General features: G+C 64.5%; 15 protein-coding genes. 5 read left to right on the top strand and 10 right to left on the bottom strand.

The features are described from left to right. Positions 1-74 precede the first annotated feature (74 nt). The 5 genes from AB4Y72_RS16825 to AB4Y72_RS16805 form a co-directional block, all read right to left on the bottom strand. The gene (locus AB4Y72_RS16825; RefSeq protein ID WP_441427281.1) at positions 75-1523 is read right to left on the bottom strand and encodes a phytoene desaturase family protein; all 1449 of its coding nucleotides are present in this window, start codon (positions 1521-1523) and stop codon (positions 75-77) included. After that, a complete protein-coding gene (locus AB4Y72_RS16820) occupies positions 1516-3000 on the bottom strand; it encodes a glycosyltransferase family 87 protein (protein ID WP_441427280.1) in 1485 nt (494 codons plus the stop codon). The genes AB4Y72_RS16825 and AB4Y72_RS16820 overlap by 8 nt, the downstream gene beginning before the upstream one ends. Before the next feature lie 255 nt (positions 3001-3255). After that, positions 3256-3498, bottom strand: a complete 243-nt coding sequence (locus AB4Y72_RS16815; RefSeq protein ID WP_441427279.1) for a hypothetical protein — start codon at positions 3496-3498, stop codon at positions 3256-3258. A gap of 683 nt (positions 3499-4181) precedes the next feature. After that, a complete protein-coding gene (locus AB4Y72_RS16810; RefSeq protein WP_441427278.1) occupies positions 4182-4766 on the bottom strand; it encodes a histidine phosphatase family protein in 585 nt (194 codons plus the stop codon). Continuing rightward, positions 4767-6245 (bottom strand): CCA tRNA nucleotidyltransferase, encoded by a 1479-nt coding sequence (locus tag AB4Y72_RS16805; RefSeq protein ID WP_441427277.1) that lies wholly within the window; start codon positions 6243-6245, stop codon positions 4767-4769. It lies immediately after the preceding gene. Positions 6246-6416: 171 nt separating this feature from the next. On the opposite strand from AB4Y72_RS16805, the gene AB4Y72_RS16800 reads away from it, so the two are divergent. The 5 genes from AB4Y72_RS16800 (at position 6417) to trxA (ending at position 12400) form a co-directional block, all read left to right on the top strand. After that, positions 6417-6965 (top strand): NUDIX hydrolase, encoded by a 549-nt coding sequence (locus tag AB4Y72_RS16800; RefSeq protein WP_441427276.1) that lies wholly within the window; start codon positions 6417-6419, stop codon positions 6963-6965. Positions 6966-7036: 71 nt separating this feature from the next. Next, the gene (gene murJ, locus AB4Y72_RS16795) at positions 7037-9112 is read left to right on the top strand and encodes a murein biosynthesis integral membrane protein MurJ (RefSeq protein ID WP_441427275.1); all 2076 of its coding nucleotides are present in this window, start codon (positions 7037-7039) and stop codon (positions 9110-9112) included. Positions 9113-9283: 171 nt separating this feature from the next. Beyond that, positions 9284-10852: an ABC transporter substrate-binding protein gene (locus AB4Y72_RS16790; RefSeq protein WP_441427274.1), complete on the top strand. Its 1569-nt coding sequence runs from the start codon at positions 9284-9286 to the stop codon at positions 10850-10852. A gap of 225 nt (positions 10853-11077) precedes the next feature. After that, entirely contained in the window at positions 11078-12034 is a 957-nt protein-coding gene (trxB, locus tag AB4Y72_RS16785) for a thioredoxin-disulfide reductase (RefSeq protein ID WP_441427273.1), read from the top strand. A 39-nt stretch (positions 12035-12073) separates the two neighbouring features. Beyond that, entirely contained in the window at positions 12074-12400 is a 327-nt protein-coding gene (trxA, locus tag AB4Y72_RS16780; RefSeq protein WP_091248528.1) for a thioredoxin, read from the top strand. 5768 nt (positions 12401-18168) lie between these two features. On the opposite strand, the gene AB4Y72_RS16775 is transcribed toward trxA, so the two are convergent. The 5 genes from AB4Y72_RS16775 to yidC form a co-directional block, all read right to left on the bottom strand. Then, on the bottom strand, positions 18169-19464 hold the full coding sequence (locus AB4Y72_RS16775) for a ParB/RepB/Spo0J family partition protein (protein ID WP_441427272.1): 1296 nt from the start codon (positions 19462-19464) through the stop codon (positions 18169-18171). Positions 19465-19532: 68 nt separating this feature from the next. Then, entirely contained in the window at positions 19533-20600 is a 1068-nt protein-coding gene (locus AB4Y72_RS16770) for a ParA family protein (protein WP_441427271.1), read from the bottom strand. 87 nt (positions 20601-20687) lie between these two features. After that, the gene (gene rsmG, locus AB4Y72_RS16765) at positions 20688-21338 is read right to left on the bottom strand and encodes a 16S rRNA (guanine(527)-N(7))-methyltransferase RsmG (RefSeq protein ID WP_441427270.1); all 651 of its coding nucleotides are present in this window, start codon (positions 21336-21338) and stop codon (positions 20688-20690) included. Between the two features lie 16 nt (positions 21339-21354). Further along, positions 21355-21942, bottom strand: a complete 588-nt coding sequence (locus tag AB4Y72_RS16760; protein ID WP_441427269.1) for a Jag family protein — start codon at positions 21940-21942, stop codon at positions 21355-21357. Beyond that, the gene (gene yidC / locus AB4Y72_RS16755; protein ID WP_441427268.1) at positions 21942-22922 is read right to left on the bottom strand and encodes a membrane protein insertase YidC; all 981 of its coding nucleotides are present in this window, start codon (positions 22920-22922) and stop codon (positions 21942-21944) included. The genes AB4Y72_RS16760 and yidC overlap by 1 nt, the downstream gene beginning before the upstream one ends. Between the last annotated feature and the right edge of the window lie 11 nt (positions 22923-22933).

Genomic DNA, 22933 nt, shown 5'->3' with positions numbered 1-22933 from the left:
GCTGCGCTCTTCGGCGCGGCCTGGGGCGGCGGTCGGCGCGGCGGCGAAGGGGTCGGGGAGGGGCCCGCAGCCGGCTACGAGACGCGGTATCCGAGTTCCGGCACGCCAAGCCCGAACATGTCCCTCAGCGCATATCTGGCCGCGTGGAAGCCTGGCATCCCCGAGACGCCGGGCCCGGGTGGGGTGGACGACGAGCACAAGTACACGCCGGGCAGCGGCGTCCGCCAGGGAACGCGGCTCAGCACCGGCCGCCGCAGCACCCCGCGGAGATCCATGCGGCCGGCGCTGAAGTCCCCGCCGACGTAGTTCTCGTCGTACGCCGCCAGGCCCGCGGCCGTCGTCACCCTAAACTGGACCACCAGGTCCCGGAACCCGGGGGCGAAGCGCTCCAGCTGGGCCATGACCGCCTCGCTCATGTCCACCGTGGAGCCGGCCGGAACATGGCAATAGGTCCAGAGGATGTGCCGACCAGCCGGGGCCCGGCCGGCGTCGAATCGTGAGGGCTGCGAGACCAGCACGTAGGGCCGCTCCGGATGCCGGCCGGAAGCAACCTGGCCCTCCGCTTCGGCGGTCTCGGCCCGGGTGCCGCCCACATGGACCGTCCCGGCGTCGGCGAGGCCGTCGGCCGTCCACGGCACCGGCCCGGAGAGGATGAAGTCCACTTTGCAGGCAGCGTTTCCGAAGCGGAAGGACTCCAGGGCGCGGCGGTAGCCTGCGGGGAACCCGCCGTCCGCCAGGCGCAGCAGCGCCGGGGGTGCCACATCCAGCAGAGTGGCGCGGGCCGGCGGGAGCTCCGCGAGGGAACTGATCCGCCGCCCGGTCTCGATCACGCAGCCGTGGGCCTCCAGGTCGGCGGTCAGCGCCTGGGCTATGGCGGCTGATCCGCCTACCGGAACGGGCCAGCCGCCGGCATGTCCCAGGGCGCCCAGCATCAGGCCGGCGCCTGCGGCGGTGACGGAGGGGAGTGGTGCCACGGCGTGCGCGGCGGCGCCGCTGAGCAGGGCGGGGGCCAAGTCCTCCCTGAATCTGGCGTTCCACAGCGGTGAGCCTTGTTCGAGCGTCCTGACGCCGAACATGGCGGCCGCCGCGGGGTCCGCCGGAATCCGCACCAGCTGGTTCAGGGTCAGGTCAGCAACGCCGTCCACCCGCCGGACGAGCGGCTCCATGAGCCGGCGGTAGGCCGAGCCGTCCCTGCCGAGTTCGGCAGCGGTACGGTCCAGGGAGCGGTACGCCAAGGCCGCCCGGCCGCCGTCGAGGGGGGATCCGTACGAGATATCCGGTACGACGAGGGGCACGCGCCGGGACAGTTCGAAGCGGCGGAAAAAGGGCGAGGCCAGGACCATGGGATGCACGGCCGAGCAGACGTCGTGGAAGTGGCCCGGTTCCATTAGTTCGGCCGTCCGCAGTCCGCCGCCGGCCGTGCCGGCGGCCTCGAACACGTGGACTTTCAGTCCGGCCCGCGCCATGGTCAGCGCCGCTGCCAGCCCGTTGGGGCCGGAACCGACGACGACGACGTCAGTCACCGCGGTGGCCTTCCGGCACCGCACTCGTCCGCCACGGCACGACGGACGCCGCGGGCCGGCGGAGGTCCAGCCGCAGCCAGTCCGGGGCGCCGTCGAAGGGGCCGCCATGCGGGTCGTCAATGCGGTGCTGGCGGATCACGTCGGAGGACGGGTCCCAAATGTCCCAGGCGACACGCGCCATCAGATACGCGGTGGCGAGCATGTGGGCGCCCACGGCCAGGACGTAGTACGGCATATCGATGTTGTGCTGGGTCGAACCACCGCTGGTCGCCTGCCCGAGGTACATCCAGATTGCGCCCCAGTGCAGGGCTTCGATGGCCTGCCAGATCACGAAGTCACGCCATCGGGGCCGGGCGAGGGCGATCAGCGGGATCAGCCACAACACGAACTGGGGGGAGTACACCTTGTTGGTCAGGATGAACGCCGCCACGATCAGGAACCCTAGCTGCGCGATCCTCGGCCGCCGGGGTGCGCTCAGGGCGAGGACCCCAATCAGGATGCACGCCAGGAGGAACAGGTCCATGGCCAGGGAGTTGATGGCCCCCGCCTCGAGCGGGTTCCAGCCGAGCCTCGCGGCCACCAGGTTGAAGGCGAACCACGGTGAGCTGTACCCCGCGGGCCGCTCCTGGGTGAACTGGTAGAAGTACTTCCAGCCGTCGGGATTGGCGGCAGCCACAGGGACGTTGACCACCAGCCAGGTCGCGGCCGCGCTTCCGGCCGTGACCAGGAATGCCCGGATGCGCCCGCTCCGCAGGGCCAGGAGCAGGACGGCACCGAGGATCAGCAGGGGGTACAGTTTGGTGGCCGTGCCCAGCCCGATCATGATTCCGGCGAGGACGAGCTTGTTGCGTGAAAAGAAGTACATGCCAAGGGCCAGCATGCACACGGCCCACATGTCCCAGTTAATGACGCCTGCCAGGACAATGCCGGGGGCAACGGCAACCATCGCCGCGTCCCAGGACCGCCGCCTGTTCGTCCGTGCCGTGGCCAGTACGGCGATAATCCAGACGGCGGCAATCAGGGTGGCGTTGACGTCGAAATAGCCCAGGACGCGGGGATTCGCGGTGCCGGCGCCGGGCACCAGAAGCGCCGTAGCGCCCGCGATGAACCCCATCAGCACCGGGTACTCAAAGAGACTCCCCTGGGTGATAAAGGGGAAGACGCCATCGCCGAGGCCGCGGTTGCGGAACAGTTCGGGAAAGTCCGAGTAGCACGTTGCGTAGAACTGTCCGGGCGTTTCCCAGCCGTGGGTCCGGCAGAAGTTCTTCAGCAGAATTCCGGCCAGCGCGGCGAGGACGGTGAGGATCACCAGAACCCGCTCCACCGTGAAGAATCCTGGCGACACGATCCCGGGTGCCGTCCGATTGCCCAAGGGGCCGCCCACCAGTTCCGTGAAGTTTCTCAGAAACGGGTCGCTGCGGCTCGGGATGACCAGTCGGGCCCGTTTGGGGTGTTCCGGCGGCTTTGTCTCCTGCATGACCTTGAGCTTACCGGGGGCGATTGCCGCCTGCCGCGCTCTGGCGTGACGGGCACGCCGAATCGCCGGCCAAGCCACGGCTGCGGTGCCTCAAGAGAGACGGCGGCGGTGCTTAAATGAGGGAGCCCGTGCGTCGCCGCACGGGCTCCCAGCGGATCGGTTGCCATCTGGATCATGAGGTCCTCCTTCGCTGCGGACGGTCCGGCCGGTATCGGAGTTCATCCCTGCCGGGACGGCGGCGGAAGCGTCCGGTGTTCAGCGAAAAAGTCCGGCCTGACGCATGGCGAGGAAGGCGTCGTCACGTTTCTGGTCCAGCAGTTGGCCGTTGAAGCGCGTTGACTCCTTGAGTTCCGGCTTCCTGGCCCGGAACAGGACCGTGTAGAGCTTGTTCATCATGGTTGTCACCTCCTTCCGGCGGCTTGATCGGGAACTTGACCCCGGCGCCAGCGGGGCGGGCAGTGCGGTGTACCGGGCCGGGTTGGTGGTTGTAGTCGTCACGGGGACCTTTCGCGGGTGGAGATTCGTTGGGGATTACGGTCGAGTCGGGGACTAACAGGAATGCCCAGTACAGGAATGCGCAGTACAGGAATGCACAGTGAAACGCGCGTGCGCTTTTTGGGCACAACAAATAGCGCCATGAGGACAGGGATTCGAATAGGCAATCCGGGCGCGACAATTAGTCGCGCAATTCTCCGACCTTGATTAAGTCGGAGGATTCCGAATACAGAGAAATATCAGATGGGAATTGGCCCCTGAACGCGGTAGCGTCGCAGACCCCAACAAGAAGCTGGGTTCCGAACTATGGGGAGACTGCGCAGCCGCGGGTTCCGCCTGTTCAAGCTGCCGCTACGAGGCTTCCACTCGGGGAAGCCTCCGCCGCGGGTCCCGGGCTGCATGGCCTGGGACGGGGGCGTTTAGGAAACGGTCAGTCCGACATGGGGGCGCGGCTTAGCGAACGAGGCCGGGGTGACGGTATTGGAGTACATCCATCCGCTAGTCAAAGTAATCTTCATTTTCCCAACCCCCTTTTCTGTTCTGCCGTGGCTCCGGCTGACTGGCCGGGCAACGCGCGCCCTGACCCCGGCGAGTCGCCTTGGGGTCAGAAATAAAAATACACTACGAATGCGGCAGCTGACTACCTAATTCATAAAGTTTTTTAATCTTTGTTTGGAAAACCGGTTTTAGAGTCCCCAGCGCACCACGGCGGGCGTCTTCTTGTCCCATCCCAGCGTGCACACTTTGGCCGTCCCCAGCACGAAATGCCGGCCCTCGTGCGGGTCGAGTCCAAGCCACCGGGCGGTGAGAATTCGGGAGAAATGTCCGTGCGCGACGATCAGCACGTTGTCCAGGCCAGATTCCAGCACCCGCGCTACGATTTTGTCGGCCCGCGCGGCGACGTCGTCGAGCGCTTCCCCGTTCGGGACGCCGTGCGTCCAGATCAGGTATTCGGGGTTGTCCTTGCGGATGAGGTCTGAGCTGATGCCCTCGTAGTCGCCGTAGTCCCATTCCACCGCCAACGGCTCCAGCTGGGCGTCGGGGTATCCGGCGAGCTCGGCGGTCCGGCGGGCGCGGCGCAGCGGCGAGGTCAGCACGAGGTCAAAGTCGACCGTCTCGAGCACCTTGCGGGCCTCGACGGCCTGTTGCTCGCCTTCCACTGTGAGTGGCATATCGGTGAGCCCCGTGTACTGCCCGCTCTTGGACCATTCGGTTTCACCGTGACGCAGGATCCACAGTTGCGGGCGCGGAGCATTGGACGGTGCAATCACTTAGGACTCCTCAGTGGGGGAAGGATCGGCGCCGGCGGGCGCCGCCTCGGGCTGGGCCGCCCACCAATCCCGCAACCGGGATTCGGCGACGGCGGGATCGAGCGGGCCGTGTTCCATGCGTTCTTCCAGCAGAAATTTGTAGGCGCGGCCCACAACCGGGCCGGGCTTGAGCCCCAGCAGGGCCATGATCGCACCACCGTCCAGGTCCGGGCGGACTGCCTCGAGGGATTCCCGTTCCCGCAGCGCCGCAATCCGGTCCTCGAGGTCGTCGTAGGCGAAGGACAGCCGGTCCGCCTTGCGCTGGTTCCGGGTGGTGACGTCGGAACGGGTGAGCCGGTGCAGGCGCTCCAGGAGGGGCCCGGCGTCCGTGACGTAGCGGCGGACGGCGGAATCGCTCCAGCCGGCCTCGCCGTAGCCGTAGAAGCGCATGTGCAACTCCACGAGCCTGGCCACGGCCTTGATGGTGTCGTTGTCAAAGCGGAGCGCTTTCATGCGCTTGGCGGTCAGCTTGGCGCCCACCATGTCGTGGTGCCGGAAGCTCACCGCGCCGCCCGGTTCAAACCGGCGCGTAGCCGGCTTGCCGACGTCGTGCATCAGCGCCGCGAACCGCAGCACGAAGTCCGGTCCTGGCACCGGTCCGTCCGACGCCGTTTCCAGGGCGGCGGCCTGTTCCAGGACCTGTAGCGAATGCTGGTAGACGTCCTTGTGGCGGTGGTGTTCATCGGATTCGAGGCGCAGGGCCGAGACTTCGGGCAGCACGAGGTCCGCGAGCCCGGTGTCCACCAGCAGGTCCACGCCGGCCCGGGGATGCGCGGCGCTGATGAGCTTGACCAGTTCATCGCGCACACGCTCGGCCGAAATAATGCTGATCCGTTCCGCCATCCGCACCATCGCCTCGCGGACGTCGGGGTGCAGCGCCACCCCGAGCTGGGCCGCGAACCTCGCGGCGCGCATCATGCGCAGGGGGTCGTCGGAAAAGGACGTTTCCGGCGGTCCCGGCGTGTTGAGGATGGAGGCGTGCAGGTCGCGGACGCCGCCGAAGGGGTCGACGAGCTCCAGCGCGGGCAGCCGCAGGGCCATGGCGTTGATGGTGAAGTCCCGCCGCAGCAGATCATCCGTCAGTGATGTTCCAAACGCCACCACCGGCTTGCGGGATTCCGGATCGTAGGCGTCGGCCCGGTAGGTGGTGATTTCGATCTGGAAGTCGGCCTTGCGCATTCCGATGGTGCCGAACGCACGGCCGATCTCCCAGTAGTTGTCCGCCCACTTCTTGATCAGGGCGACCGTCTGGTCCGGCGTGGCGTCCGTGGTGAAGTCGAGGTCGGGGGAGGCGCGGCCAAGAAACAGGTCACGGACCGGGCCGCCGACGAGCGAGAGTTCGTGGCCGGCGTCGACGAAGCGCTGCCCAAGCTCCAGAACCACCGGGTCCACCTGGAAGGAGACGGTGTGGGAGTCAATCTTGTGATGTGCGTGCGCCATAGTTACTTAAGCTTGTCAGAAAACCGCGCCAGCACCACACCGTAACCCTTGGGGATCCGGCAGGTTCGTCACGATTGCGAGCAAACCGGCGCGAGCCCACTTTCCCGGCTGTCCACTTTCCGGCCATGTTTAGGTCATCAACAGCGGGCAAGAGTCGTTAGAGTGGACCTCATGGCCCATCCCGTACCGAGCGCTCCCGGCAGGAGGACAAACGCACCGTTGCCGTCGGCAATAGGTGCCAACGTCGCGCCTGTCCAGCACACGGGCCAGGCCTCGCTGCCCACCGTGGAGGAAATCTCCGCCGGTGGCGTCGTCGTGGACATGTCCGACGCCGAACTGCGGGTTGCGATCATCGCGCGCCTGAACCGCGGGGGCCGGCTCGAATGGTGCCTGCCGAAGGGACACCCCGAGGGCAAGGAAAGCAACGAGGAAGCGGCCGTCCGCGAGATCGCCGAGGAAACCGGGATCGAAGGGAAGATCCTCGCACCGCTGGGGAGCATCGACTACTGGTTCACCGTGAGCGGGCACCGCGTCCATAAGACCGTGCACCACTACCTCCTGCGTGCCACCGGCGGGGAACTCACCATCGAAAACGATCCGGACAAAGAAGCCGTCGACGTCGCGTGGGTTCCCATCCAGGAGCTGGCGCGCAAGCTGTCCTTTCCGAATGAACGCCGCATCGCGGATCTGGCCAAGGAAGTCCTTCCGGAAGTGCATTAGCGGTGTCGAACCTCACCGCGGCGGCCGGTCACGGCCGCGGATAGCGACTAATGCCCCGCCCGGGTGAGACGATGAAGACGATGTCATCAGCCAAACCCGCCCCCGTTCCCTCCGGCTCCGCCGATTCCAAAGCTGTCCAGTCCGGAGAAGCCCGTTCCAGCGCCGTCATGGCCGCCGGAACCCTCGTTTCGCGTTTCCTGGGCTTCGCCAAGACCTGGATGCTGGCGGCCGCCCTGGGCCTGGGCTCCACCGTCAACGACACCTTCATCAACGCCAACAACCTCCCCAACCTGATCTTCCTTCTGGTGGCCGGCGGGGTGTTCAATGCTGTCCTGGTGCCACAGATCATCAAGGCCAGCAAGTCCCCGGACAAGGGAGCGGACTACATCAGCAGGCTGCTGACGCTGGCCGTCCTGGTGCTGCTCGTGCTCACGCTGCTGGTGACGCTGCTGGCGCCGTCGGTCATTCAACTGACCACGCAGGGCTATTCGCCGCAGCAGAAGGCCCTCGCGGTCTCGTTCGCGTTCTGGTGCCTTCCGCAGATCTTCTTCTACGGCCTGTACGCCCTGCTGACCCAGGTCCTCAATGCCCACGGGGCCTTCGGGCCCGCGATGTGGGCGCCGATCATCAACAACATCGTGGCGATCGCCGGGCTGGGCATGTTCATCGCCATCATGGGCGCCAACGCCGCCAACCCGCACACCATCGACAACTGGGGATCGTTCCAGACCATCCTCGTGGCCGGGTTCTCCACAATCGGGGTCGTCGCCCAGACCGCCATTCTTCTCATTCCCGTCTTCAGGCTGCGGCTGGGGCTGCGCCCGCGCTTCGGCTGGCGCGGGGTCGGGTTGGGCCACGCCGCGAAACTGAGCGTCTGGACGCTGGCGACGGCCGCCGTCGGGCAGCTGGCATTCCTCTACGTCATGCGGATCGCCACGATCCCGGGCACGGAACGGCTGCGCCTTCAACAAGCAGGCGACCCCGCGGCGGCCAGCATTCCCGGCAACGCGGTGCTGGAGGTGGCCAGCCAGCTGTACCTGCTGCCCCACTCCATCATTGCCCTGTCCCTGGCCACCGTGCTGTTCAACCGGATGACCCGGGCGTCTCAGGACGGTGACCGGGCAGCGCTGCGCAGTGCACTCTCCCATGGGCTGCGGACTATGGCCGTGGCAACCGTCTTCGGCGCGCTGGCGCTCTTCGCGCTGGCCGGACCGCTGGGCATGTTCTTCTCCGGCAATGTGCGCCAGGACGGGGTCATGCTGGCCCAAACCCTCACGATCCTGGCCCTCAGCACCCCCTTCATGAGCGCCAACTTCATGATGTCCCGGGTGTTCTACGCCAACGAGGACGCCCGCACGCCGTTCTTCATCCAGTTGGTCCTGGCTATGGTCAACGTGGCGGCCGCGTTCGCGATCCAGTTCCTGCCGTTCGATCACATCATCTTCGCCATCGCCATCCTGTACACCGGCGGCAATATCCTGTCCGTGATCGTCAGCGCGATCTTCCTGCGCCGGCTCCTGGGCCATCTGGACGGGCCCCGCATCGCCAGCTCCTACATCCGCATGGGGTACGCCGCCCTGGGCTCCGCCCTGGCCGGAGCCGTGGCGTTGTGGCTGCTGGGCAGTTACAGCCCGGACGGCTTCGCCTGGAGCGACCGGATTGCCGCTCTGGTGACGATTGTCGTCGTCGGCCCGGTCATGCTGGCCGCGTACTTCCTGCTGCTGAAGCTCTTCCGGGTAACCGAACTTGAGGACCTCCTGCAGCCGCTGCTGGGGCGGCTGCGGCGCCGCCGCGCCGCAGAGCCGGGCACCGAGGCGGGCTCCGAGGCGCTGGCCGAAGGCACAACGGAGGTGCGCCGGGCCCCGGAGCGGGCCACCATCTCCGTGGACACCGGGCTGATCCCGAGGATTTCCGGCGAGTTCGACGCCGCGTCCTTCCGGGCCGGTCCCGACATCCGGGAGGAAGACTCGTTCCCCTACGGCCGGCCGGCCGGACCGGAGGGCGGCTACCTGCCGGCCGAGGATCTCCCCAGCACCGCGCTGGGCGGCTTGGGCCGGGGCGATGTTCCGTTGCCGGGCCGCCGGACGTATCAGGGCCCCGCAGGGCACAATCCCTATTTCCCGTTTAGCCGCAAAAAGAAAAAATGAGCCCGGCTCCGTCGTAAACAGCCGCGCTCACGCGGCGCGGACGGAGCATCGGCTAGGATCGAAGACTAACAAGGGGAGTTGCGGACCAGTGGTCAACCGGCTTACCGGAGGACACACGGTTGCTCGCGGAGTGACCACGTCGGCAGATCCCGGACAGTCTAGGAGGAGCCCGTGTCCCACCCGATCGATGTCGGATCAGTACTCGGTGGCCGCTACAAGGTCACTGCCACCGTACTGACCTCACATGACCAGGATCTGGTGCTGGACGGTGTGGACCAAGTGCTCAACCGTCCCGTTAGCATCCTCGTCGCCGGGCCGGGCAACGCCGATCAGGTGGCCCAGAGCGCCCGCGAAGTGGCTACCGGCGAGCGGCCAGGCAGCGTGCAGATTCTTGACCTCGGCGTCAGCGATTCCACCACCTACCTGATCACCAATCACACGTCGGCGGCGGACCTGCTCGATCTGGTGGTGTCCTCCAACCCGCCGTATATCGAACCCTTCTTCACGGACACCTTGGGCAGCGAGATCTTCGGGCAGGCCCGCTCCCACGAGCCCGAAACCTACGACGGACTCTACGACGACGAGGAAGTCGACGCCGGGTACATCAATTACGGACAGGCCCAGCAGACCGGCGAGCCGCCGGTGTCCCCGGCGGCACCGTCCGCCGGGGTCCCGTCCCGCCCCACGTCCGCACCCGCTGCCGGCGTTGCTGCCGCAGGTGCCGCGGCAGCCGCTGCCGGCGCCGCCGCCCCCAAGGCTCCCCGAACCGCTCCGCACGCGGCCGCGCGGCAGGAAACCACCGCACCGCAGCCCATCCAGGAGGGCACAGCGCCCCGCCCCGCCGAACCTTCAGCCCAGCAGCCGGCCACTGCCGCAGCGCCCAAGGTCTCGCTGTGGTCCGACGACGACTACAGCGGCGCCGATCAGCGCGGCGGCTCCGGTCGCGAGGACAGCGCAGCCGCGGCCGCGGGATTCACCGCTGCTGGATACGACACCTCGGACCGCGCTCCGGGCAACTTCCCCGCGTCTGCCCGCACAGCGGTGGACGAGGACGAGTACGGCGACGAATACGACGACGACGAGGCGCGCCGGGAGCCCCGTTCCATGCGTTGGCTGGTCGGCGGCCTGCTGGCCGCCGTTCTGGTGGTCGGCCTGGTCTTCGCGGTCACCAACCTTGGCAGCCTCTTCAAGAGCAGCCCCAAGACAACCGCGGTCTCAACTCCGTCCGCCAGCGCACCGGCTCAGACCGGGCAACCGTCAGCGACCTCGACAGCCAGCAAGGCCCCGGCGGCAGTTCCGCCCGCCATCGAAGGCGTGACGCGGCTTGGCAACTTCGATTTCGCTGGAAACTACGACTCCGACCTCGTCAAGACCTTTGACGGGAACGGCGCGAGCTACTGGTCCGACATGGAATTCGCCACGGAGGACTGGGGCGGCCTGGCCTCCGAGGTTCCCCTCGTCGTCAAACTGAAGAGTCCCTCCAAGGTCTCCTCCGTCACTCTGAGCCAGCTCGGCGCCTCCGGTGGCAGCATCAGCGTCTTCACCAACGACCAGCCCTCCCTGGACGGCGCGAAGCTCGTAGGCAGCAACAGCTTCACCTCCCCGGACCTGACCATGCCGTTGTCTGCCCCGGTCACGGCGCAGTACGTGATCGTGTCCATCAAGACGTTGCCGAAGCTGGCCGCGCCCAAGACCCGCTACGGGTACGGCCTGCGCCTGGCCGAGATCAAGGTTCAATAGACAGCCCATTGCAGTAGCGGGCCCAGTTTCAGGTGCGGGCCCGGTGCAGGAGCGGGCCTGGAGTTCCAGGCTTCCTCCGGCTTCGGCTCCGGCAAACCGGTACCCTGAGTAGTGGCGTCGCTCCGTGGCGCCATTCGGCCGGAATATTCAGTGCCCGGCAATAGTTGTGCCATGTGGCCGGCCATCGAAGCGGGCGCATCGACAAAGGAAGAGGTTCACCGTTCAGTGAGCAACGCAGAAAACACTGCCTCCGAAGTACGTGATGTCATCATCGTCGGCTCCGGCCCGGCGGGCTACACCGCAGCGGTGTACACAGCGCGCGCGAACCTGAAGCCGCTGCTCCTGGCCGGCTCGGTCACCGCCGGCGGCGAACTCATGAACACCACGGATGTGGAGAACTACCCCGGCTTCCCCGACGGCATCATGGGTCCGGACCTCATGGAGAATTTCGAGAAGCAGGCCGCCCGTTTCGGCACGGAAATCCAGTTTGAGGACGTCACTGAGCTGGACCTCGACGGCGCCATCAAGACCGTCAGGATCGGCACGGGGGAGACCTTCCAGGCCCGTTCCATCATTCTTTCAACCGGCTCGGCTTACCGCGAACTAGGGCTGCCGAACGAGAAGCGGCTGTCCGGTCACGGCGTCAGCTGGTGTGCAACCTGCGACGGTTTCTTCTTCAAAGATCAGGACATTGCCGTGATCGGCGGCGGCGACTCCGCCATGGAGGAAGCCCTGTTCCTTACCAAGTTCGCCAAATCCGTCACCGTGGTGCACCGCCGCGATGCCCTCCGCGCCTCGAAGATCATGGCTGACCGCGCCCTGGCTCACGAGAAGATCAGCTTCGTATGGAACACCGGTGTGGAGGATGTTCTTGGGCAGGACAAGGTCACCGGATTGCGGTTGAAGAACCTGGTTGACGGTACGGAAACCGAACTGGCCGTGACCGGAGTGTTCGTTGCAATTGGCAACGACCCCCGCACTGACCTGGTCAAGGGCAAGCTTGAGCTGACCGCGGAGGGAACCATCGCCGTCGACGGCCGCACCTCCAAGACCAGCGTTGCCGGCGTCTTCGCTGCCGGCGATGTCATTGATCCCACCTACCGCCAGGCGATCACTGCCTCGGGTTCCGGCTGTGTAGCGGCCCTCGACGTCGAGCACTTCCTCGCAGATTCCCACGCCTAAACGGCGCGCAGCAACCAACCGAAGAGAGAGACACAGGTTATGAGCAACGCAAAAGACGTAACAGACGCCAGCTTCAGCACCGATGTACTGGCTTCCGACAAGCCGGTCATTGTGGATTTCTGGGCAGAGTGGTGCGGCCCGTGCCGCAAGCTCGGCCCGATTCTCGACGAGATCTCGGTTGAGTACAGCGAAAAGGTCGATGTGGTCAAGGTGAACGTTGACGACAACCCGGCCATCGCAGCCGAGTACGGCATCACGTCGATCCCGGCTGTTTACCTTTTCCAGGGCGGCGAGGTTAAGAGCACCGTCATCGGCGCCCGGCCCAAGCAGTTCTTTGAGAAGGAATTCGCGGACGTGCTGTCCTAGTTCCGGTCTCAGTTCACGGCTGGTCTTCCGCGTAGTTCCAGCGGGCATCGTAAGAATGCCCGGGGAGCTGAGCGCGTAATTCCCGGCTCGCGGTGGTCCCCGCTTACGGCGGGGGCCACTTTTTTGTCGAATTCCTCCAGCCCCGGTATGGGCTGGAGGCTGAGCAAATCCCTCGGTGATCTGCCCCTCGTGCTGATGAATTCCATTTCGGTTGTTTTTTCCAGGATTTTGCTGTGGAAGGGACACCCGGCGTAGTCACCAGTCCTGACGCCTCAAGTGGGGGAGCCGGCCCTGAGAACGCGAAGGATCCGCGCCCGCGATCTCGGCGCCTACATGAGTCCGCGGTTCTCGTTGGCCGATTGCATGTTTCACGTGAAACACGGCAAGCCTGCCTGGGGAGCGTCGCCTTTCCGAATTTCATCATGCGGGATCGGGAAGGCCGAAGTCAACGACTCGATCTCAGCCCAAGCCGACCACACTCCGGCCTGGAGCACGGACGCAACGATGACCGACCACAGTGACTATGACCTAGACCTTATTGTTGTGGGGACCGGCGCAGGCTGGGGGATGTCGTCAGCCCTCAACCCACCGTCCTGAAGCGCGGTAGATCTGCCGCTTGGTCCGGGAGGTCCCGACGACAACACTGTTTCACGTGAAACAGCACGAAGGTTTCAGATGATGCTCAATCGCTCCGTTTAACGCTTAGAGAGTGCACGGACTGGATTCTGCACCCAGCGGACCGGGGGGCACATTGCTGGAAAACAATCGGGAGCAACTCGGGATAGCCCAAGTGAAGTCGCTGCACCCGATAATGGTCTCAGTTGCGCCGCTGTATAAGCGGTTTCGATGACGCCAGACCGTCAAATATCAGAGGCCGGACCGACAGATGGGCTTTACGTACGGGTTCACCCCGCACCCACCCCAATCGATCGGCGGTTCTCCTGCGTGATTTGCAAATACGCGTTCGGTAATCTCCTTCCGGCTAAACCAAGGTTGACACGTGGTCTGATATCCGCCACCTGGACTGGACCGGTGTAGCTCCGTTCTATGTTTCACGTGAAACGTGCTCCTTGGATACCCCAGGAGGGAGCCGGTGTAACTGTCACGGCGGGTCGCCTATGCCTGGCAGCATCGGGTCGATTGGGACCGTACTGCGCCGCTAAGTCGCTCACATCGATGATACTGATGTTTCACGTGAAACAAACCGCCAGGCCGGCGGACAATGACTAAATGATATTTGACTCTTGGATATGCCTAATGCCTTCCAGGCCCTGGCAGATCCCTCCGTCGGATAACGAGATTAGCTCTTGAATCGACCGCCAACTTCTTGCGATTCGGGGACTCCCGGCGTCATGGACCGGACATTGCTTTGCGGTAAGCCCTTACATGCCTTGTAGTCGCGAACGGGCGGTCACGTCAGGAACCCAGAACAACTCATGACGCACCCCAGTCATCATCAACCGATCGCCGGGGTGCTTGGCTGACCGGACGAAGTCAGGACCCTATATCCGCGAAGTCCCATCCTCAAAGCCCACCTCCATGGCGCGCCTGAATGATCCTTGTGCCAAGGTTTCACGTGAAACACACACTGCTCGCAGCTGAAGCCGAGCTTCTAGATGCTCTTTGGAGCACGCGTCTGACGCCATTGTGCTGCGAGGAGCCTGGGAGGAATGGACGGGAAGCCATCAGCAAAGCGTACTCCGCCCCAACCGACAGGCAGCAAGCCGCTCCGACAGCTATCCACAACGTCTCCGATAAGGCCAGCGATTCCGGTGGGGGAGCCCGCCAGCGACTGAACCTGGTGCACCGTCCGCGACACCGCGCTTTCTGGTCTGCACACAGCCGCGCAGCACATGGCAGCCCAGCCCAGCCCAGCCCAGCCCAGCCCTTAGATTATGACCTGACCCGCTTCCCAACCTTCTCGTCGGCACCGCGAACTGAACTCCACTGCACGTAGTGTTGCATCGGCAGGTGTCGTCCCATGAGACAGGGCTACACCGGCCACTAGCCAACCAGCGGCTCCGTCCACAAGCAGAGTTATGCGAGGGCCTTTGTTCGCTGTGGTTCAGCCCCTGAGTCATGGCTGGCGCTATGCGCAGGGTTCCACTCCGCACCGATAGCAAAGATCAGAGTGGAGTGTCACCGCAAGGGCGCACGTAGGGGGCGGCCGCGCAAGCGGAGCCCCACCGGATGGCTTCCTCGACCCAGCACTATCTCCGCCCCTATCAGGAACCCCGAACCAACACAGTGATCAATTCGTCGCACAAGCCGCTCCTCGCATCCGCCCGGACTATCGGCGACTGAACCGAGATGGTGCCGCAGGATCCGCAAGGGCCGGCACCTCCGCTTCCCTTCAATCCCGACGATTCGTGAGCGCATGTCTTCGCGCGGACGACCCCCTTGTACTTCGTCAGTCGCGCAGGGAAGGGCGTGCCGTGCGCTGGCCTCTTCCATCTTCCGCCCTACCGCCAGCGGCGACCCGAGAAACTCTGCTGTTGAAGGGACTCAGTTTTTCTGCCTCGTTGAAGTCCCACCGCCTGTCCTTCCCCATGCCGAACTTCGAGGGATAGACGGCGATCCCGACTTCCCATCGCCAGTGCCCGAAGGCGCTGCCCGGTGCTGACTTGCGGGAAGCGCGAATCGAAAGATTGAGGATTCCTCCCAGGTGGCGCTGTCAGTAGAACACCTGATGGTGTCCGGTTTTGAGTCGGCCGGGCACCTCCAGGCGAGAGTATCGCTGTCCCCGTGGTTGACCGACGAAGTGTTCTCCACAGAAGTTATTCACACCGTTATCCACAGGGCCTGAGAGATTGTTCACACCCTCGTCCGCAAGCCGCGGAACGTGCCTCAAGTGATCAGATGCTGTCGCTCAAGGCGGCTTCACTGGGCCGTTGATGTGCCGGCGGGTGGGCTCGATTTGGTCGGGGGACTTGATCGTCAAAATGCTTCAAAATCCCTGAAAAATTAACCTCTGGGTGGAGATTTAGTACGTACGGTTCAAATCCTCTGGGCTGGATGGTGACGTGCCCGGTGAGGTTTCACGTGAAACCGATTCGAGCAATCCGGGGCAGGCGTACGCTGAGGCTGAACTGCGCCGCGCCACCTCCACTGATCGGGCCGAGCCAGTTTGTGGCGCCCAATAATCCACAAAGTTATCCACAGGGATATCCACCGCGCAATCCACCGGCATGAGAGGAGCCGAGGCCGCCAATGACGCGCCCCGGTTACCCAGGAGCTTGGTTCCGGAGCCCACTAGGTTTCTCTTATACACGCCGGCTTGCCGCGCCTGCCGGCTTATGGCCCCACTCGAATCCGGACTGACCTCAGTGCCCGTCGTGACGGGGCGCTGGACGAGCCAGCGGTCTAGAGACCTCCAAATCAGCTGGACACCAGATGGCCGTCCTTGATCAGCAGGGAGGACGAGCACGGTGAGAAGAGAGTCTGCGGCAATGCCCAACCCCAGCATCTGGATACTCCTGGTTCCCCGTCTGATGTGGTGGACGACCGTCGCGAGTAGGACCTCAACATCGGGACGCTTTCTCCTTCGACTCCGCTTTCGCTCCGTCCACCGGGAGACGGGGGAGCCTCGGCAGCGACTCCGGGCCGAGGACATAGCCCAGCATGACGATGTAAAAGCTGCCCCACCGTGGCCTGCAGAGCTCATCGCAGGGGAGTGAAGCCAAGTGATGAGCCACCCTGCAACCTCGTGTGTGACTCGCCATTGGGTGCGACGCCATGTCACGACGGAACCCCTTCACCGGGCGCACTCATGTAGGCGACGCCAGTTCGAAGACCCAGATCGGGGGCGGTCCTGAACGACGGGCGCCCGCCAAGGATCACGACAAACTCCCTAACCGTCGGTCGTCGGACGGACGCCGGCCGCGGGGGACGGAGGAGACCGCTCCGTCCACCTCAACCACCCATTCGACCAGCATGATCTCGCCGCTTCGATTATCAGATCCCTGCGGAGCCCGTTGCCTGCAGGCAGCGATCGAGGGCCTTGTTGGAACGGGCCGTCCCAGCGGAGACTGAGCTGCCTCGCGTCCGGCCGACCGGCAGAAAGATGATCGCCGGCAATGCGACCACGCGTTTCTGTCCGATGTCCGCAGTCTCGTTGGGTCCTCTCTGCGCCGAGAACGACGAGTCAGAAGTCATTCGGTCATGTACTACACCTTTAGTCGCGCCACAGGGGAGCGAGCGCATCAAGAACTCATTCCCGCCGCGCTCCTCCTGGCGAACGATTCCCGGACAAAGAAGGACGCTCCCTCAACCATCGGTGCACAGCCGCCACGCCCACCAACGGAACGTCTCGCCGAAGACCGAACTCCCTAAGCTTCCCAGTGGAGGCGGCATCTGTACAGCGAACCAATGCTTGGATCGCATCGCTTCAGCAGTCCAATGATTGGATCGCATCGCTTCAGCACTTCCACGCCCGTTCGCCACAACGAATGCCGTCCGTCCATCTTGCCGGACCGTTGCCCGGCTTGCTGAGTTCAAAATAACCCAGCACTTGTCGGATTGTTTCACGTGAAACGACGCTCGCTCCGGCGGTGCACACGCTCCGTTTTCAATTTCCTGGCCCAGGAATCACCAGCGTCGACGGGACGCGGGTCTGCCTTCGTCCACGTGCCTGAGGCCCGGTGCGGCAGGGCGGCCGGCCCCGGGGCGTAGATCTCGTGGCGACGGCGGCAAGCACTCCCAACAGTTGCGCAACGATCATTCAGGACCCGTACCGTAGTTCGGACCCATCAGTTCCGATTTCCGGACTCCCGGGCGGAAATACGACGCCGAGTAACCGCTGCCGGACCTGCATTTTCGAGCTGTACCGGCACCAGCGGAGACGCACGGAGGTGTCTGCGCTCCTTGGAAGACCGCAGGAATACCGAGGCTTTCGGCGGTCCCCACCGGCGATTGGGGGCGCCCCACGAAGGTGAGTAAGCCGCAAATCCGGTTGCCCCGACCGGATAGACTAAGAATTATTCCGGTCTATCCGTTCATTGCCGGATCGGCATTGCCGTGGTTCCTATTCCGCAAAACCGATGGCTGTTGTGCTGGTGTCCATACTCTAGGCTGAACGGGTCCTCCTTCCGCCCATAAGTACAACCGCGAGGCGTACCCGCGCACAGCTCGTGCGGGGTCAATACGGGGCAGGCTTCCAATACGGGACGGGTGCGGGCCCGCGCAGCCCAACGAAGGGCCGACACGTCCAGGGATGCTCCGGCGGCCCTGTGCAGGACTCCCAATGACCACCCAGCGCAGTAGGGATCGAAGGTACCCTGGGGACCCGTTGGGCGTCGAACGGGAGTCCTTACTCCCGTGGGTGTACCGGTGGCCGCTCCTCAGGCCCGGCGTAGAGGCGGGCAAACCATCGCTGGCGGTCGCCCCCGGGTTGCTCGCCGCGGTTCAGCTGCTACATCCACGCTTGTCCCGCCGGGTCCAGTCGACGCACCGCACAGGGTCCCCTCCACGAAGTGCCACGGCCGCCCCGGACAGCCGTTTCCCGACATTGTCAGCAAGTTCCCGACACCCTCAGCAAGCGCAGGCGAACGGAAGAAAGACCCAAGCTCGAGCGGCTGCCGCGCGGGACCACCGCGCAATCACCTCATCGGCGCGGCGAGACCCTTACGTCATGAAAGCCCAGTGACGGCCCCCTGGAGCAGAAGCCGGCGGCCGCGAGCCCGGCCACGTGGCGGGAACGCGGCGTCTACGGAAAGAGGGCCTGTTTCACGTGAAACAGGCCCTCCCGGGAAACATACGAACGACGGGCTTTAGCTGGACGCCCCCGGCGACAAAACGTCCATGATGCGATTCAGGTCCTCGACGCTGGCAAATTCGATACTGACCCGCCCCTTGCGGGCACCGAGCGAGATTTTGACGTTGGTGTCGAGGCGGTCGGACAACGACGACGCCAGGTAGTCCAGCCGCTCGTGGCGCGCACCGGGACGCGGAATGTTGTTCTTGGCCGGGGAGGCCGGGCTCTGGTACAGCGTCACGGCTTCCTCGGTAGCGCGGACGGACATGCCTTCCGAGACAATTTTCTGCGCGAGGCGCTCCATCGCAGCGGCATCCGGAAGGGCCAGAAGGGCGCGCGCATGGCCTGCCGAGATGACATTTGCCGCCACCCGCCGTTGTACCAGCGGGGGAAGCTTCAGCAACCGCAGGGTATTGGACACCTGCGGGCGCGAACGGCCGATCCGGTCCGCAAGCTGCTCGTGCGTGGTTCCGAAATCCTCGAGGAGCTGCTGGTAGGCCGCGGCTTCTTCGAGCGGATTCAGCTGGCTGCGGTGCAGGTTTTCCAGCAGGGCATCGCGCAGGAGGTCGTCGTCGGTGGTGTCGCGGACGATTGCGGGGATGGTTTCCAGGCCTGCGGCCTGCACTGCCCGCCAGCGCCGTTCACCCATGACGAGCTCATACGGTTCGCCACCCTCTTCGGTTGAAGTACGGACCACAATTGGCTGGAGGACACCGATTTCCCTCACCGAGTGGACCAGCTCCGCCATGTCGTCCTCATCGAAGACAGATCGGGGCTGCTTGCGGTTGGGATGAATGTCCGTGACCGAGATTTCCGCAAACCGGACGCCGGGAACCGCCACGAGTTCGACTCCGTCGTCGGCTTCGGGGGCCGAGTCAAAGGTCAGCTGCTCGCCGGCATCCGGTGCGGCCGATTCCGCCGCAGGCGCCGCCTTTGATGCGGACGCCTTCCGGGCAGGCGTCGTCTTAGTCTCAACGACAGCGGCACCGGTATCGGTGGCATCCGCGGTGGCACCAGTACCGGTAGCGTCGGCAGCGACATCATCAGCCGAGCCGCTGGCCTTGGCTACAGCCGACTGTGGACCCTTTGACTGTGCGGCCTTTGACTGTGCGGTCTTTGACTGCGGCACCTCGGCCTGCGGAACAGCGGCGTCCAGGAGCGACTCGGCGTCGGGAGACTTCTTCCGCGCCTCGGGGAAGAAAAGGTCCACGGGCCGGGACGGGGCAGCACCATTTCCGGAGGCGTTAGCCGAGGCGGAACTTGGAATGAGTGCGCCAAGTCCACGGCCGAGGCCGCGTCGCTTATCGCTCATGGATAAATCCCTCCAGTGGAAGAGCCGGGACTCACCTGGCTCTGGCTAGTGCAATTCTTGAAAAGATTCTAACGTTCAGCGATTTCCGCTGCGGCTTCCAGGTAGGACAAGGCACCGCTGGAAGATGGATCGTACGTCATGACGGTCTGCTGGTAGCTGGGCGCTTCTGAAATGCGTACCGATCGCGGAACCACGGCGCCCAGGACCTGCTCGGGGAAATGCTCCCGCACCTCGGCCGCCACCTGCGCGGCGAGGTTGGTGCGGCCGTCGTACATGGTCAGGAGAATTGTCGAAACAACCAGATCGGCGTTCAGATGCTTCTGGATCATCTCGATGTTCTTCAGCAGCTGGCTCAGGCCCTCGAGGGCGTAGTACTCACACTGGATCGGGATCAGAACTTCGCCGGCCGCACAGAAAGCATTGACCGTCAGGAGCCCAAGGCTCGGCGGGCAGTCAATAAAGATGTAGTCGAGGCGCTCCTCGCCGTTCTTGGCGCGCTCCTTGGAGTACACGTCAATGGCCCGGCGCAGCCGCTGTTCGCGGGCCACCAGGCTGACCAGTTCGATCTCAGCGCCGGCCAGGTGGATGGTGGCGGGTGCGCAGATCAGTTTGTCGATGTCCGGGCAGCGGGCAACAACATCCTTTAGCGGCACGTCGTTGATCAGGACGTCGTAGATGCTGTCGACGTCGGCGTGATGCTCAATGCCCAGAGCCGTCGAGGCGTTGCCCTGCGGATCAATGTCAATCACGAGGACGTTCAGGCCGGCGGCCGCCAGTGCAGCGGCGATGTTGACGGTCGTCGTCGTCTTGCCGACGCCGCCCTTTTGGTTGGAAACGGTGAAGATCCGGGTTTTTTCCGGCTTGGGCAGTTCCCGGCCCAGCAGCCGTTCGCGGCGCTTGTTCTCGTGCGCAAGCTCGCGGGCGATGGGGCTGGAGTCGTCAATGGAGTCCAGCACGTTGCCGGTGTGCGGGAGAGAGGTTTCACGTGAAACACCGGCCATTCCGGTGGCCTTTGCAACCGGAGCCGTGTGATTTCCGGAGTAGTCGAAAGCGACGGCAGGTGCCGTAAACGCCCGTGCGGACCCCAGGGACACAAACGGCGGAATCCGTTGTGTGGAGGCTTCGCTACTGCTCACTATGACACGCTCACTCTCATTCGGCTCTTACTGCCGGTTACTAGCCTAACCTCTTCCCCTCAGACTCCCGGGGTACCGGGGCCGGTGCTAGGCAATCTTTTGAGGCTTGTTCACAACGATTCGCACAACGGTGGTGGGTTCCTCGAGCAGGTGTTCACCGACCACCACGACGGACGTCTCAACGCCACCCAATTTTCGGATGACCTTGGCGGCCTTTTCGATTTCCTCGCCGGCGCTGCGTCCCTTGATGGCAACGACCTCGCCCTTGCCTGCCAGGAGCGGAATGGTCAGTCCGGCGAGGTTGGAGAGCGCGGAGACCGCGCGCGCCGTGACGACGTCGGCGCTCACCAGGCCCACCGCAAGTTCGGCACGGGTGCGCATGATCGTGACGTTGTCGAGGCCAAGATCATCCACCACCTCCTGGAGCCAGATTACGCGGCGTTCCAGCGGTTCAATCAGGGTAAGTTCCAGGTCGGGCCGGGCGATGGCCAGGCACAGGCCCGGAAGTCCGGCGCCGCTGCCGACGTCGGCAACGTGGCTTCCGTGTGCAATCTGGCTCTCGATAACGGCGCAGTTGAGCACGTGCCGGCTCCAAAGCCTAGGGACTTCGCGGGGACCGATCAGGCCGCGTTCGGTCCCGGACGTCGCCAGATGTTCGACGTAGCGTTTCGCCAGGTCCAAGCGGTCCCCAAAGATAGCCTCTGCTGCCTTGAGTTCGGGCGCGGTAATTTCAACCATCAAGCTAGTCAACGGTTCAGTCTGCGGAGACTACGATGTGCCGGTCGGCGCCTTCGCCTTCGGACTCGCTCACGAGCCCAAAATCAGCGACGGCGTCGTGGACGATCTTGCGCTCGTAGGCGGTCATAGGAGCCAGGGCGACGGCCTCGCCGGATTCCTTGACCGCGGCGACGGCGTCTTCCGCGATCTTCTGCAGGTCACCGGCACGCTCGGCACGGTAGCCGTTAATGTCCAGCACCAGGCGGGACCGGCTCTCCGTCGCGGACAACACTGCGAGCCGAGTCAGCTCCTGGAGCGCCTCAAGGACTTCGCCGTCACGGCCGACGAGGCTTTCCAGCCCGGCCGATTCTTCTTCGGCCACGATTGAGATGTAGGTGCGTCCGTTGCGGACCTCAATGTCGATGTCGCCGTCGATATCCGCAATGTCCAGCAGTTCCTCGAGGTAGTCTGCAGCAACGTCGCCTTCTTCCTCGAGGCGGTTTGCGGAAACACTCTTGACGGGGCTGGACCCCTCCGGCGCGGCGTCCCGGGAGGACTCCTGGGCGTCGTCCCGGTCAGCGTCCAATTCGGCGGAAATAGCGTGTTCTGTGCTCTCGGCGGACATTACTTCCTCTTCCTGTTTTTACGTTGCGGCTGGACGCGCTGGCTCTTCGCTTCCACGGCGGCGGCGGCAGCGGAGGCTTCTGCCGCCTGGGCATCGACCTTCTTACCGCCCAGGAGGGGCAGGGCGGGCAGGCCCTTGGCTGCCCGGCGCTCGGCGAGAGCCTTGGCCGCCGGTGATCCGGGCGTAGGCATCCGGCGGATCACGAAGAACTGCTGCCCCATGGTCCAGAGGTTGGTGGTGGTCCAGTAAATCAGCACGCCGATGGGGAAGTTGATGCCGCCGACGCCGAAGACGACCGGCAGGATGTAGAGCATCATTTTCTGCTGGCGCATGAACGGGCTGGCCAGGGCCTCTTCGGACATGTTCTTGGCCATGATCTGCTTCTGCGTGATGAACTGCGAGGCCGTCATGGCCAGGATCATCACGATGGACAGGATCCATACGGCAACTTCTCCGCCGGCGGTGCTGCCGTGGAGCAGGGACGCGGACAGCGGAGCCCCGAAGATGGTGGATTCATCAAACTGTTTGACCTGTTCGGCGCTCATGGCACCGATGCCCTGGCCGTTGGTCTTGGCCGAGCTGATGCCCGAGAGCACCTGGAAGAGCGCGAAGAAGAACGGCATCTGGATCAGCATGGGCAGGCAAGCCGAGAACGGGTTGGTGCCGTGCTTCTTGTACAGCGCCATCTGTTCCTGCGCCATGGCCTGGCGGGACAGCTGGTCCGTCTTGCCCTTGTACTTGTCCTGCATCTTCTTCAGGTCCGGCTGCAGCAGCTGCATACCGCGCTGGGCCTTGATCTGCTTGACAAAGACGGGAATCAGGGCGGCGCGGATGACCAGCACCAGCCCGATGATGGACAAGGTCCAGGTCCAGCCGTTGGCCGGCGACATGCCGATGGTGCTCAGCCCGTCATGGAACCCCACCATGATGGCTGATACCAGCCATTTGAACGGGGCCAAGATTGTTCCAAAGATGTCCATACGATTCCCTA

The sequence above is a fragment of the Arthrobacter sp. YAF34 genome, assembly GCF_052113245.1.
Classification (GTDB): Bacteria; Actinomycetota; Actinomycetes; order Actinomycetales; family Micrococcaceae; genus Arthrobacter.
Note: the sequence above shows the minus strand (reverse complement) of the source record. Positions and strands in the feature narration are given on the sequence as shown.

Excerpts from the sequence above, each read along its gene's own strand:
- AB4Y72_RS16820 (WP_441427280.1), bottom strand. The coding sequence starts at position 3,000 with ATGCAGGAGACAAAGCCGCCGGAACACCCCAAACGGGCCCGACTGGTC.
- AB4Y72_RS16805 (WP_441427277.1), bottom strand. The coding sequence starts at position 6,245 with ATGGCGCACGCACATCACAAGATTGACTCCCACACCGTCTCCTTCCAG.
- AB4Y72_RS16800 (WP_441427276.1), top strand. The coding sequence starts at position 6,417 with ATGGCCCATCCCGTACCGAGCGCTCCCGGCAGGAGGACAAACGCACCG.
- murJ (WP_441427275.1), top strand. The coding sequence starts at position 7,037 with ATGAAGACGATGTCATCAGCCAAACCCGCCCCCGTTCCCTCCGGCTCC.
- trxA (WP_091248528.1), top strand. The coding sequence starts at position 12,074 with ATGAGCAACGCAAAAGACGTAACAGACGCCAGCTTCAGCACCGATGTA.
- AB4Y72_RS16775 (WP_441427272.1), bottom strand. The coding sequence starts at position 19,464 with ATGAGCGATAAGCGACGCGGCCTCGGCCGTGGACTTGGCGCACTCATT.
- rsmG (WP_441427270.1), bottom strand. The coding sequence starts at position 21,338 with ATGGTTGAAATTACCGCGCCCGAACTCAAGGCAGCAGAGGCTATCTTT.
- AB4Y72_RS16760 (WP_441427269.1), bottom strand. The coding sequence starts at position 21,942 with ATGTCCGCCGAGAGCACAGAACACGCTATTTCCGCCGAATTGGACGCT.
- yidC (WP_441427268.1), bottom strand. The coding sequence starts at position 22,922 with ATGGACATCTTTGGAACAATCTTGGCCCCGTTCAAATGGCTGGTATCA.